Origin of the sequence: Klebsiella sp. 28 (assembly GCF_018223905.1) — a bacterium.
Classification (GTDB): Bacteria; Pseudomonadota; Gammaproteobacteria; order Enterobacterales; family Enterobacteriaceae; genus Klebsiella; species Klebsiella pneumoniae.
The window spans coordinates 1-12,433 of the sequence record NZ_JAGRQY010000076.1; the positions used below are offsets into that span (position 1 = coordinate 1).

At 57.2% G+C, this 12,433-nt stretch carries 12 protein-coding genes; 5 read left to right on the forward strand and 7 right to left on the reverse strand.

Annotation, left to right across the window (positions count from 1 at the left end; all coding sequences use genetic code 11):
* Both KHQ28_RS13885 and KHQ28_RS13890 read left to right on the forward strand, forming a co-directional pair.
* Window positions 1-704: ABC transporter ATP-binding protein (locus KHQ28_RS13885; RefSeq protein WP_228298272.1), on the forward strand; the 704-nt coding region annotated here is incomplete at its 5' end.
* A gap of 16 nt (window positions 705-720) precedes the next feature.
* The gene (locus tag KHQ28_RS13890) at window positions 721-2,007 is read left to right on the forward strand and encodes an ABC transporter substrate-binding protein (RefSeq protein WP_002915998.1); all 1,287 of its coding nucleotides are present in this window, start codon (window positions 721-723) and stop codon (window positions 2,005-2,007) included.
* Window positions 2,008-2,066: 59 nt separating this feature from the next.
* Here KHQ28_RS13890 and KHQ28_RS13895 read toward each other — a convergent pair whose 3' ends face one another.
* The 4 genes from KHQ28_RS13895 to KHQ28_RS13910 all read right to left on the reverse strand — a co-directional run bounded on the left by KHQ28_RS13895 (window position 2,067) and on the right by KHQ28_RS13910 (window position 6,373).
* Window positions 2,067-3,410, reverse strand: a complete 1,344-nt coding sequence (locus tag KHQ28_RS13895; RefSeq protein WP_004149644.1) for a carbohydrate porin — start codon at window positions 3,408-3,410, stop codon at window positions 2,067-2,069.
* Between the two features lie 121 nt (window positions 3,411-3,531).
* Complete coding sequence (locus tag KHQ28_RS13900) at window positions 3,532-4,965, reverse strand: glycoside hydrolase family 32 protein (RefSeq protein WP_032419428.1); 1,434 nt, start codon at window positions 4,963-4,965, stop codon at window positions 3,532-3,534.
* Between the two features lie 19 nt (window positions 4,966-4,984).
* The gene (locus KHQ28_RS13905; RefSeq protein WP_002916000.1) at window positions 4,985-6,226 is read right to left on the reverse strand and encodes an MFS transporter; all 1,242 of its coding nucleotides are present in this window, start codon (window positions 6,224-6,226) and stop codon (window positions 4,985-4,987) included.
* A 12-nt stretch (window positions 6,227-6,238) separates the two neighbouring features.
* Entirely contained in the window at window positions 6,239-6,373 is a 135-nt protein-coding gene (locus KHQ28_RS13910) for a hypothetical protein (RefSeq protein ID WP_004143987.1), read from the reverse strand.
* Window positions 6,374-6,467: 94 nt separating this feature from the next.
* Between KHQ28_RS13910 and KHQ28_RS13915 the strand changes: the two genes are divergently transcribed.
* Complete coding sequence (locus KHQ28_RS13915; RefSeq protein WP_004149647.1) at window positions 6,468-7,463, forward strand: LacI family DNA-binding transcriptional regulator; 996 nt, start codon at window positions 6,468-6,470, stop codon at window positions 7,461-7,463.
* On the opposite strand, the gene KHQ28_RS13920 is transcribed toward KHQ28_RS13915, so the two are convergent.
* Together KHQ28_RS13920 and kduD are read right to left on the reverse strand one after the other, a co-directional pair.
* A complete protein-coding gene (locus KHQ28_RS13920; RefSeq protein ID WP_002916001.1) occupies window positions 7,460-8,881 on the reverse strand; it encodes a sugar porter family MFS transporter in 1,422 nt (473 codons plus the stop codon). The two genes, KHQ28_RS13915 and KHQ28_RS13920, sit on opposite strands and share 4 nt — an antisense overlap.
* Window positions 8,882-9,176: 295 nt before the next feature.
* Complete coding sequence (gene kduD / locus KHQ28_RS13925) at window positions 9,177-9,938, reverse strand: 2-dehydro-3-deoxy-D-gluconate 5-dehydrogenase KduD (protein ID WP_002916003.1); 762 nt, start codon at window positions 9,936-9,938, stop codon at window positions 9,177-9,179.
* Window positions 9,939-10,148: 210 nt separating this feature from the next.
* On the opposite strand from kduD, the gene KHQ28_RS29495 reads away from it, so the two are divergent.
* Both KHQ28_RS29495 and KHQ28_RS13930 read left to right on the forward strand, forming a co-directional pair.
* Window positions 10,149-10,280 carry a hypothetical protein gene (locus tag KHQ28_RS29495; protein ID WP_032418377.1) on the forward strand — a complete coding sequence of 44 codons (132 nt, stop codon included), beginning with the start codon at window positions 10,149-10,151 and terminating at the stop codon, window positions 10,278-10,280.
* Between the two features lie 143 nt (window positions 10,281-10,423).
* Complete coding sequence (locus KHQ28_RS13930) at window positions 10,424-11,599, forward strand: oligogalacturonate lyase family protein (protein WP_002916048.1); 1,176 nt, start codon at window positions 10,424-10,426, stop codon at window positions 11,597-11,599.
* 134 nt (window positions 11,600-11,733) lie between these two features.
* Here the strand turns inward: KHQ28_RS13930 and ompK26 are convergent, their stop codons facing one another.
* The gene (gene ompK26 / locus KHQ28_RS13935) at window positions 11,734-12,429 is read right to left on the reverse strand and encodes a KdgM family porin OmpK26 (protein ID WP_004143995.1); all 696 of its coding nucleotides are present in this window, start codon (window positions 12,427-12,429) and stop codon (window positions 11,734-11,736) included.
* Window positions 12,430-12,433: the final 4 nt, after the last annotated feature.

A 12,433-nucleotide genomic window follows, 5' to 3' on the forward strand; every position in this document is an offset into this window, starting at 1 on the left:
GCGTGGCGGTGGGCCGGGCGATCGTCAAAAAACCGGACGTTTTCCTGTTCGACGAACCGCTCTCCAACCTTGACGCCAAGCTGCGCGCCTCGATGCGGATCCGCATTTCCGATCTGCATAAGCAGTTGAAAAAATCTGGCAAACCGGCGACCACCGTCTACGTCACCCACGATCAGACGGAAGCGATGACCATGGGCGACCGCATCTGCGTGATGAAGCTCGGCCACATTATGCAGGTTGATACCCCGGACAATCTCTACCACCAGCCGAAAAATATGTTTGTCGCTGGGTTTATCGGCGCGCCGGAGATGAATATTCGTCCCAGCCAGTTGGTTGAGCACGGTGGTCGCCTGCATTTGACGCTGGGCGATCAGCGGCTGCCGCTCAACGATCGGCTGCAAAGCAAAGTTGAAACCCATAAGAATCAGCAGGTGTTCTTTGGCGTGCGCCCGGAGTTTGTCTCTCTCTCCGATGAACCGTTTGCCGAAGGTTCCTGCGCGGGTGAAATGGTACGCGTAGAAAACATGGGACATGAATTCTTTGTTTATCTCAGGGTTGCTGATTATGAGCTGACCGCCCGCGTGCCGTCGGACGATGCGAAGCCGATGATTGCCAAGGGACTGAATCGCAAAGTCTATTTCACCTTTGATCTCAACAAGTGTCACATCTTTGACGCCAAAACCGAACAGAACCTCTCTCTGTGAACCCTGGAGCATAACAATGAAAAACGTGCTGATAAGCGCCACCCTCTCCGCCACCCTGGGCCTTAGCGCCTTCTCTTCGCTAGCGCAGGATGTCGACCTGCGTATGTCCTGGTGGGGGGGCAACGGCCGCCATCAGGTCACCCTCAAGGCGCTGGAGGAATTCCACAAACAAAACCCAGACATCAACGTCAAAGCAGAATACACCGGCTGGGACGGCCATCTTTCACGCCTGACCACCCAGATTGCCGGCGGTACCGAGCCTGACGTGATGCAGACCAACTGGAACTGGCTGCCGATCTTTTCGAAAAATGGCGATGGCTTTTACGATCTGAATACCCTGAAAGACGAGATCGACCTCAGCCAGTTCGACGCCAAAGAACTGCAGTCCACCACGGTCAACGGCAAGCTTAACGGTATTCCAATTTCCGTCACCGCCCGCGTCTTCTACTTTAACGACGAAGCATGGAAAAAGGCGGGCATCCCCTTCCCGAAAACCTGGGATGAACTCATGGCGGCGGGAAAAACTTTCGAAAGCAAGCTCGGGAAACAGTACTACCCGGTGGTGCTCGAACACCAGGACGTGCTGGCCCTGCTCAACTCTTATATGGTGCAAAAATACAATCAGCCGGCCATCGATGAGAAAGGGCGAAAATTCTCCTACAGCAAAGCGCAGTGGGCGGATTTCTTCGGTATGTATAAGAAGCTTATCGACAGCCATGTGATGCCGGACACCCGCTACTATGCCTCCTTCGGCAAGAGCAACATGTACGAAATGAAGCCGTGGATCCAGGGCGAATGGGGCGGGACCTACATGTGGAACTCCACCATCAACAAATATTCCGATAACCTGAAGCCGCCGGCGAAGCTGGTGCTGGGGGAATACCCGATGCTGCCGGGCGCCACCGATGCCGGACTGTTCTTCAAGCCCGCGCAAATGTTGTCGATTGGCAAATCGACGAAAAACCCGCAGGCGGCGGCGAAAGTGATTAACTTCCTGCTGAACAGCAAAGAAGGGGTGGATATTCTTGGACTGGAGCGCGGCGTGCCGCTGAGTAAAGCGGCGGTCACCTACCTGACCGAGGATGGGGTAATCAAAGCCGACGATCCGGCGGTGTCCGGCCTGAAGCTGGCGCAATCCCTGCCCACCGCTCTGCCGGTCTCCCCGTACTTCGACGATCCGCAGATCGTCGCCCAGTTCGGCACCACCCTGCAGTACATCGACTACGGTAAAAAGTCGGTGGAAGAAGCGGCCGAGGACTTCCAGCGCCAGACCGACCGCATTCTGCGCCGCGCGATGCGCTAACCTGCCCGTCTGAACTCTCCCGCGGCGCACGCCGCGGGAGGGTCTGCCAGACGGCCCTGTCAGAAGAAATATTTAAAGCGCACCCGGGCGCCGTAGCGTTCATCGGGATTCCCGCTCTTCGCTGCCGTGGAATCGAGCCACGAGGCATAGGCGCCAAGGTAAATATTGAAGTTCGGCATCGCCATGATATTCGGCAACTGCCAGGAGGTGTGCAGGGTATGGATGTCATAGCGCCCCGGCGCCAGGATAGCGCAATCGCCATCGCATTCGCTGGTCACCCCGGCCATATTGAACTGGTCGATTTTATTGTGCGCATAGATATAGCCCAGCTCCACGCGATGCCAAAGGGCGTTGATCCCGGCGCTGAAGTCGGTTTCGTCCGCCGCGTCCAGCAGGGCGGTACTCAGATTGACCACCGCCCCATCCTGCGGATCGCTTTTCAGGGTGTTCCAGCTCATGGTCAGCCCGTAGCCGGTGCGGTTTGACTGGTCGACCCAGCGTCCGCTCTGGCTCTGATAGCCGTAAGCATTGTTGACGAGATTGCTCTCTATCGCCGCGGCCGCCGACCAGGCGCCGGACTGCCACGCCGCCACCGGCCGCACGTACACCACATTTTTGCGGTTTTCCAGCGCGTTACCATGATAGTTCTGATCGACAAACAGCGAACTGCCGTCCTCCACCAGGGTGTTAACTTCGAAATACCAGTTATCCACCGTTTTGCTAAACAGAAGGTTACCGCCGCTGCTGCTGCGCCCGCGCCCCTCTTTCATCATGTAAATATAGCCATAGCCATCGGAATAGAGATCGTTGGCGGTATTACCTGAATATTCAATAAAGGTATCCTGATTCAGCGGGAACATATCCCAGGCTTCAAAGCGGCCTATTTTTATTTTCCAGTCATCCTGCTGGCCGAAGAAAAATACCGCATCATCAAGATTCATTTTGCCATCCATATCCGCCAGAGGCTGCACGCTGAATCCGGCATATTGCCCGTCGGCGCCATTCCGTCTGCCATCGAAACCCAGCAGAATACGACCGTTAATATCCCAGCGCTCTTTATCGCCGGGCGCCCAGCTTTTATTCGCGCTGGTTTTGACCGACGTCAGGCTGCCGGTGCGACTGGCGCCATCGAGGTTAAATTCGACGTCGCCATAAAATTTTAATTCGCCATTGTCATTTAGCTGCAAACGCGGCGAAGCAGGCGCCGCGCGGGCGACCGTCGCGGCCTGCTGCTGGCCTTTCAGCGTCTTAATTTCCGCCTCTGCGCTGGCGGCGCGCGCCTCCGTCGCCTTTAGCCGCTGCTCCATTTGCGCCAGTCGCTCCTCCAGCGATAACGGCGCCTGCGCCATAACGGATGGCAGATACAGAGACGTCAGAAAACACCCGACCCAGATTTTATTCATCGGTAAACCCTTTTATTATGGAATGAACTGAATTTTTTATTAATGGGTAACGCACGACGATGCAGGCAATAATAACCCGCCCATCGTCAAAGACGGGTTATTAACGACAACAGCCTTATTATTATTCGAGCTGCCAGGCGCCGGCTTCGGTTAATGCCGCCGAGCCGCTCCAGGCAAATAACGCTAATTCACGGTGGGGAGCCTGCGGATAGATACGGCTGCTCAGGCAGGCTTCGCCGTCATTGACAAAAACCTCCACCGAAGAGCTATCGAAAAATATTCGCAGGTTGAGATCCGCCCCGGCGGTCAACGGCACGCTGCGCGTCCCGCACAGGCCATACTGCGGATAATGCCGCTCCAGCACCAGACGCTGCTGTTGGGCATCCACGTAGATGCGCAGGCCATCTCCAAAGCGCAGACCATACTGCTCGGCGCTGCTGCGGGCGCAGTCCCAGCGCAGATTCACCTCCATCGCCTCGCAGTTGTCGACCATCGTCGTCTGCTGGTTGTTCAGGGTGCTGACCGGCCACGGGAACCAGGCGCCGCGCAGGCTCTCCACTTCTTTCGCCGGGCGCATCTGCAGGCGGTCATCCGCGCTCAGGCTCAGCTCGCGCGGCAGGGAGAGCATGCCCGCCCAGCCGTCCTGCTGCTCCGGCAGCGGCGATTCCCACATATCCAGCCAGCCAATCACGATCCGCCGGCCATCGGGGGTGGCGAAGCTTTGCGGGGCATAGAAATCGTGGCCGTTATCCATCTCCCGGAATTCGCCATGGCGAATAAAACGCTGGCCTGGCTGCCACTCGCCGATCAGATAGCCGCTCTGGAACAGATTGCGGTTGCTGAACCCCGCGGCCTGCATCCCCTGTGGGGAAAACATCAGAACGCGTTTGCCGTTGAGGGTAAAGAAGTCCGGGCACTCCCACATATAGCCCATGGTGCTTTCCGCTTCATCCAGCACCCCCGCGTCCTGCCACTGGCGCAGATCGGCTGAACGGTACAGCCGCACCTGGCCGGTATCGCCTTCGCGCGCGCCGACGATCATGTACCAGCTATCTCCCTCACGCCAGACCTTCGGGTCACGGAAGTGGTGCATACCCGGCGGGGTGTCGACCACCATCCCCTGACGCTCAAAGTGGATCCCGTCGCGGCTGGTGGCCAGACACTGCACCTGATACAGATTGGCTTCGTCGCCACGATCGCCGTGGAACTTATGCCCGGTGTAAATCAGCGCCAGGGTATCGCCATCGACCACCGCCGAGCCGGAAAAGCAGCCGTCTTTATCCTCCGGGCCCTCCGGCGCCAGGGCTACCGGCAAATGCTCCCAGTGCACCAGATCCTTACTGCGCGCGTGCCCCCAGTGCATCGGTCCCCACTGGGTGGAGTACGGGTGATGTTGATAAAAGGCATGGTACCAGCCGTCGAACCACACCAGACCGTTTGGGTCGTTGATCCACCCGGCGCGGGCCGCCAGGTGATAGTGCGGATACCAGCGCAGATTGAGCGCCTGGCGTTGTGTCTGGAGTACCTGTTCAGCCCGGGAGATTGTGTAAGTCATCATTTTCACTCTTTTTGATTCAGATAGCGGTAGGTTGCGACACCAGCGGATCGGCGGAGGATTTGCCGGAGCGCAACAAGAAGATGGAAATAAAGGTGGTGCAGAACACCAGCAGGCCCATGATCAGGTAGGACTGGGCGAAGCCATATTTTTCATAGCTGTAGCCCGCCAGCGGCGACAATACGCTGGCGATAATCGAGCTGGTGCAGGCGAAGCCCACCAGATAGAGGGTGGAGGAGAGACGTTTATCGAAGTTGAGGCTGTTGTACTTAAAGATAGCCACCAGCAGTATCGGCAACTCCACCGCGTGCAGCAGTTTGGTGATGGAGATCAGCAGCGGCCCCTCCACCAGACCGGAGGCCACCATGCGCATCGCCATCACCATGCCGGCGAAAATCAGACCGTTTTTGGCGCCGATACGGTTCACCAGCCACGGCGCGCAGAACATGCCGGCCGCCTCGAGGAACACCTGGAAGGAGTTGAGGTAGCCATACATCTCATTGCCTTCCTGCAGGGTCGCGAACTGCGATGAGAAATAGACCGGGAACTGCTGGTCATAGACGCCGTAGATGCAGGTGCCGATGACGAAAAAGACCAGCGCCCAGAACCGCGGCAGCGTCAGCAGGCGCAGTGCATCTTCCAGCGTCACCTTACCGCCCGATACCGCCTCCTGCATCGCATGCGGCGCCGAGGAGACCCGCAGACGCGCCAGCAGGATAAAGAACACCAGCCCGGAACAGCTGGCGACGAGGAAGTTTAGCTGCGGATTGATGTTAAACAGCAGGCCGGCGAAGAAGGTGGCCACCGCCCAGCCCAGCGAGCCCCACATCCGCGCCCTGCCGAATTCAAACTGGCTCTGACGCGCCACCCTCTCGGTGTAAGATTCCAGCACGCCGATGCCGCCGTTAAAGGTCAAACCGATATAGATCCCGCCAAAGATGCTGCCCAACAGGACGTTGATTTTCAGCAGGTGGCCGAACAGCAGATACGCCGGACCAGAGAGGATCAGCAGCGCGGTGATATACCAGAGCAGATGTTTGCGCAGCCCCAGCTTGTCCTGGATAAATCCATAGCAAACTTGCGCAAACAGCGCGGAAACCGACAGTACGGCATAGATAATACCGGTATCGCCTGCCTTCAGCCCAACCTCCTGGTGAAGCCAGATAGAGAGCAAGGAGCCGGATGACGACCAGGTCACGAAAAAGAAAAATAGTAAGGCACTGAGCAACGGGTAGCTGTGTGAGTGAGGCGCTTTCATCATGACATTCTCGTGTTAGAGGAATGCAATTATGGTAACGTTAACAAAAAACAAAACGCAGGTGGATTCGCTGCGATATATGATGTTAATCACAAAAGTTAACGTTAACATAATGAAGATGCGATCGCGATCAAAAATCAACCGCAACATAGCTCACGACGGCGATAGCAGAAAATCGTTTCACTCTTTTACATCAGCGACTTAGTTGTATAGCCTGTACTCTGCGGCAATGGCGGAGGAAAAAATGGCGTCCCTGAAAGATGTAGCAAAACTGGCGAATGTATCTCTAATGACCGTCTCACGGGCGCTGAACACCCCGGAGCGGCTGAAGCCTGAGACACTGGCCCGCGTGCAGGCCGCCATCGCCGAGACCAACTACGTCCCCGACTTGTCGGCGAAGAAGATCCGCGGGGCGCGCGCCACCCCCAGCACCATCGGCGTGCTGGCGCTGGATACCGTCACCACGCCCTTTTCGGTGGAGATCACCCTCTCGATCGAAGAGACGGCCCGCGCCCACGGCTGGAACAGCTTTGTGGTCAATATGTTTTCTGACGATCGTCCGGAAGCGGTGGTCGACCTGCTCCTCTCCCACCGTCCGGACGGCATTATCTTTACCACCATGGGCCTGCGCCAGGTACCGCTGCCGGAGAAACTGCTGACTCTGCCCTGCGTGCTGGCCAACTGCGAAAGCCTCAGCCAGCCGGTGGCCAGCTATATCCCGGACGATGAACAGGGGCAGTACGACGCGGTGAAAGCCCTGCTTGCCGCTGGCTATCGTCGTCCGCTGTGCCTGCACTTACCCGCCAGCCAGCCGGCGACGATCCGCCGCCGCCGGGGGCTGGAGCGCGCCTGCCGGGAGGCCGGTATCGAACCGGACCATCTGAGCCATTCGTATATGGGCCAGGGCGATGAGCATTACCACGATATCCCGGCGGTGGTGCTGGCGCATATCCGCGAGGGTAAACCTGGCTTTGACTCAGTGATCTGCGGCAACGATCGCATCGCGTTTATGGTCTATCAGACGCTGCTGGGCCAGGGGTTACGCATTCCACAGGACGTGGCGGTAGTGGGATACGACAACATGGTGGGCATTGGCGATCTGTTTCTACCGCCGCTCTCCACAGTGCAACTGCCGCATTATGACATCGGGCGCCTGAGCGCCCTGCATATCATTCACGGCGACAACCATCGGGAGACGCGCAAAGTCGCCAGCCCGTGGTTGCCGCGCGCCTCACATTAACGATTACCGATGTTGCGCAGCTTCTCGCCCGCCATCAGGTTGCGCTCAATGTGCTCGAGGGTGACATTCTTGGTTTCCGGGATCAGCCAGAAGGTGATGCCGATAAAGGCCACGTTGAGCGCCGTGTAGAGCCAGAAGGTGCCGGCGGCGCCAATTGCGTCAAGCAGCGTCAGGAAAGTGGCGCCGATGATCATGTTCGACACCCAGTTGGTGGTGGTCGAGCAGGTGATGCCGAAGTCGCGGCATTTTAGCGGCTGGATCTCGGAGCAGAGGATCCACACCACCGGCGCCGCGCTCATCGCATACCCGGCAATACACATCATGGTCATGCCGACGGAGAGCCAGGAGAGGCCGCTGGATGCGGTGCCATTGTCGAACTGCATCAGGCAGTAGCCCAGCACCAGAGTGCCCAGCGCCATCACGCTAAAGCCGATTTTCAGCGCTGGCTTGCGGCCCGCTTTATCCACTGTGAACACCGCAATAAAGGTGGCAAACATAAAGGTCAGGCCCACCACCAGGGTGGCGATCATCTGCTGTTCAGTAGTGGTAAAGCCCGCCATTTTAAAGATACGCGGCGCATAGTACATGATGATGTTCATGCCGGTGAATTGCTGCATCGCCTGCAGCAGCATGCCCAGGAACACCGCCCGGCGCACGTTACGATTGACCTTAAACAACGCCCAACCGCCCTGCTTCAGCTTGAGGCTCTCACGGATCTCGTTAAGCTCGTCGCGCGCCTTTTCCGAGGTATCGCGCAGCATCCGCAGCACTTCTTCCGCTTCGATATGGCGTCCCTTCTCCGCCAGCCAGCGCGGGCTGTTCGGCAAAAAGACGACCAGAATGATCAGGATCACCGCCGGCAGCGCCAGCACGCCCAGCATGGCGCGCCAGTTACCGCTGTAGCTAAAGGCGGTATCGGAAAGAAACGCCAGCACAATGCCAAGGGTGACCATCAGCTGATACATACTGATCATTTTCCCGCGCACGTTCTCGCTGGCCATCTCGGAGAGGTACAGCGGCGCGGTATAAGAGGCAATCCCGACTGCCACGCCCAACACCACGCGGGCCACCAGCAGCACCTCCACGCTGGCGGCAAAAGCGGATCCGATAGAGCCGGCCACAAAGAGTACGGCCCCCGCCATCAGGCTGTATTTACGACCAAGGCGGAACGACAGCCAGCCGTTAAACAGCGCGCCTATCGCCGCCCCCAACATCATGCTGCTAACCACCCACTCCTGAAGCTGGCTGGATAAGGTGAAATGGTCGGTTATAAAGGGCAACGCTCCGGATATCACGCCGATATCCAGGCCAAAGAGCAAGCCCGCCACCGCCGCGGCGATGGAAACAAACCAGTTCATCCGCCGGGTATCACGTTGCGTCCGCGGCGATAATGTAGAGTCGTTACTGATTGAAGTCATTTTTTTCCTGCCACACAGAGTAAGACATAAGACGAAAGTACGTGACTGGTGGATGAATGGGTCAGGCAGGATAAGCCAAAGATATGGACTATATTGCTGGCAGGATGGGTTTTGTGATGGACATTAAACTTTCAAAGTAACAAAAAATGCGTTTCCAATAGTTAATAACCCTGTTTATACAGAGCGGTAACATTATACCCGTGTTCCGGAGTATGGACGATCCGCACTTTGCCGTATGGACAATAATTGCTCACAAGGCCGGAGCGATACCACAGACCCCGGCCATCGCGGACGGTTAGCGCGCCAGCCAGCCGCCGTCCACCGCCACCGTGTAGCCATTGATGTAATCGGAGGCTGAGGAGGCAAGGAACACGACTGGCCCCATCAGATCGGCCGGTAGCCCCCAGCGCCCGGCGGGAATGCGATCGAGGATTTCGCTGCTACGCTGCTCGTCGGCGCGCAGCTGCTGGGTGTTGTTGGTCGCCATATACCCCGGGGCGATGGCGTTGACGTTGATGTTGTGTTTGGCCCACTCGTTGGCCAGCAGGCGGGTGACGCCCATCACCGCGCTTTTGGATGCGGTATACGACGGCACGCGGATCCCCCCCTGGAACGACAGCATGGAGGCGATGTTAATGATCTTCCCGCCGCTGCCCTGGGCGATAAAGTGTTTCGCCGCCGCCTGGGACATAAAAAATACGCTCTTGATGTTGAGGTTCATCACGTCGTCCCAGTCTTTTTCGCTGAACGCCAGCGCGTCCTCGCGGCGAATCAGGCCGGCATTATTGACCAGAATATCAATATGGCCGAACTCCGCCACCGCCCGCTCCAGAAGCTGAGGAATACCGTCGATCTGGCGCAGGTCGGCGGTCAGGCTGAGAAAACGGCGTCCCAGCGCGGTTACCCGCTCGATAGTCTCCACCGGTTCGACGATATTGATACCGACAATATCGCAGCCCGCTTCCGCCAGCCCGAGGGCCATCCCCTGACCTAAACCGGTATCGCATCCGCTCACGACGGCCACTTTTCCCTGCAGGGAGAATGCATCAAGAATCATATTATGTTCCTTAGTCGTTCAGAGCCTGCTGTTTGCAGGCAAGGTTCTCTCGGCCCGGTCCGCGCCGGCGGCGCGACTGAGCGTGGGGCGAACTCTCGGGCATAGCCCACCATAATGAAAATAAAACAGAGTTCCGTTTTGCTGATGGGTGCCATCTTAGCCCCGCCCCCAGCCATTTTCAATATTATTTAAAACGATGTTTCATTTTTTATGATGACGATTACAAAAAAAGAAAAAGCGAAGGAGCCTCCCGGCACGCGCCAGGCCGGAAAAGGTTTTGAAAAGATGAAGATTCAACCGATTGTCTGCAGAGGTGCCGAAGCGAAGCCAGCAGCCCGCTGAAAACGCGGGAATTACGCTGAACTGCGTGAGCCATCACAAATAATGAAACAATGTTTTGATAAATTAACACCTGTCTTTTAAAACATATCACTCAGCGGCACGCCTCTGGTCCAGCGGCATCGCAGGAAAGAAAGGAGCACTACATGGCTAAAGGCATGCGGGTCAAACTGAATTATCACGTCAGCCACGATCCGGATACCGGGGCGGAAGTCACCCGCTTAACCCCCCCGGAGGTCACCTGTCATCGCAACTACTTCTATCAGAAGTGCTTTTTTAACGATGGCAGCCATTTACTGTTCGCCGGCGAGTTTGACGGCCACTGGAACTACTATCTGCTGAATATCGCCAGCGCCGAGGCCGTCCAGCTAACCGAAGGCGCCGGGGATAACACCTTCGGCGGCTTCCTCTCCCCGGACGATAAGTCGCTTTATTACGTGAAAAATGACCGTATCCTGCTGGAAGTCAACCTGACCACCCTCGCCGAGCGCGAAGTTTATCGCGTTAGCGATGACTGGGTAGGGTATGGCACCTGGGTGGCAAACAGCGATTGCAGCAAACTGGTGGGCATTGAGATTGCCAAAAGCGACTGGACGCCACTCAACGACTGGCAGATTTTCCATGATTTCTTCCATAAAGGACCGCACTGCCGCCTGCTGCGCGTCGACCTGCGCAGCGGTGAGAGCCAGGTGATCCATGAGGAAAAAATCTGGCTGGGACACCCGATCTATCGTCCCTTCGACGACCATACCGTCGCCTTCTGCCATGAAGGGCCGCACGATCTGGTGGACGCCCGCATGTGGCTGGTCAACGAGGATGGCAGCCATGTTCGCAAAGTCAAAGCGCATGCTCCAGGCGAAAGCTGTACTCATGAATTTTGGGTGCCGGACGGTTCGGCGCTGATCTACGTCTCCTATCTGAAAGGCCAGCAGGGGCGGACGATCTATCGCTTTGATCCCGAAAGCGGCGTCAACGAGGCCCTGATGACGATGCCGGCCTGCTCGCATCTGATGAGCAATTTCGATGGCACGCTGCTGGTAGGCGATGGCTCAGGTACACCGGTGGATGTCAAGGATACCGGCGGCTACTCCATTGATAACGATCCCTGGCTGTATGTCTTTAACGTGGCGGAAAAGCGCTACTTCCGCGTCGCGCGCCATGATACCTCGTGGGCGACGGTGGCCAACAGCCGCCAGGTAACGCACCCGCACCCCTCATTTACCCCGGACGATAGCGCCATTCTGTTCAGCTCCGATAAAGACGGTAAACCGGCCATCTATATCGCGAAATTACCTGCGCACCCGTCAATGCTGAGCGCCTGATCCACGCCACACTTCTTTCTGTAACTGGCCTTGCCCTCCTTCATGGAGGGCTTTTTTTGTCCCTTCTCTCTCCCCCATAAAAAACCCCGGCTGACGGCGCCGGGGAAAACAAACGATGAGGGATGAATGGTCGGTCAGAACGAGTAAGCCACCCCAACGCGGAAGCGGGTCTGGCGATCGCTGCGGTCATTGACCCCGACGTTGCCAATTTCGCCATACGGCGACCAGTTATTATCCAGCTTATAGGCCACCTTCACGTTATATTCCTGCGAGTAGGGTTTATTGTCGTTGCGGCTGACCCCTTCCGAGCTGCGGGCATAGACATAGTTCAGCTCTGTACGCCAGTCGCCGAGGACAAATCCGGCCCACGCGTCGCCGCGGTTAACTTTGTCATCATCTTTGCCGGCGTTGTTCGGATAGCGGGTGTATTCATAGCGATAGCGAGCGGCGACATAGAAGCCGTTGTCGAAACTGTACTGCGCGTGCAGGTGCGGCTTGTAGATGGAGCGGCTGTCGTTGCTCTCAATGGTAAACCCGGGGGTGAGGAACAAGTTCGACGTCGCTTTCCAGCGCCAGCTGATGGTGTCTTCATGACCATTGCCCACCACGTCCGAATAGGGTTGCGAACCGTTGTCGCCACCCGAACGCCATTTGGCCTCGACGGTAAAGCCTAAGCCGTTGGCAAAGCGGTGAGAAACGGAGACGCGGTCAGCATTACTTTTATCACTCTTTCCGCCATCAATAAATTCATGACGTAAATCTATCGTTACCGCGGTTGCCGCAAAAGACATACCGCAGAGGGCGGCGAGAACCAGAGATCGTTTTAACATAGGG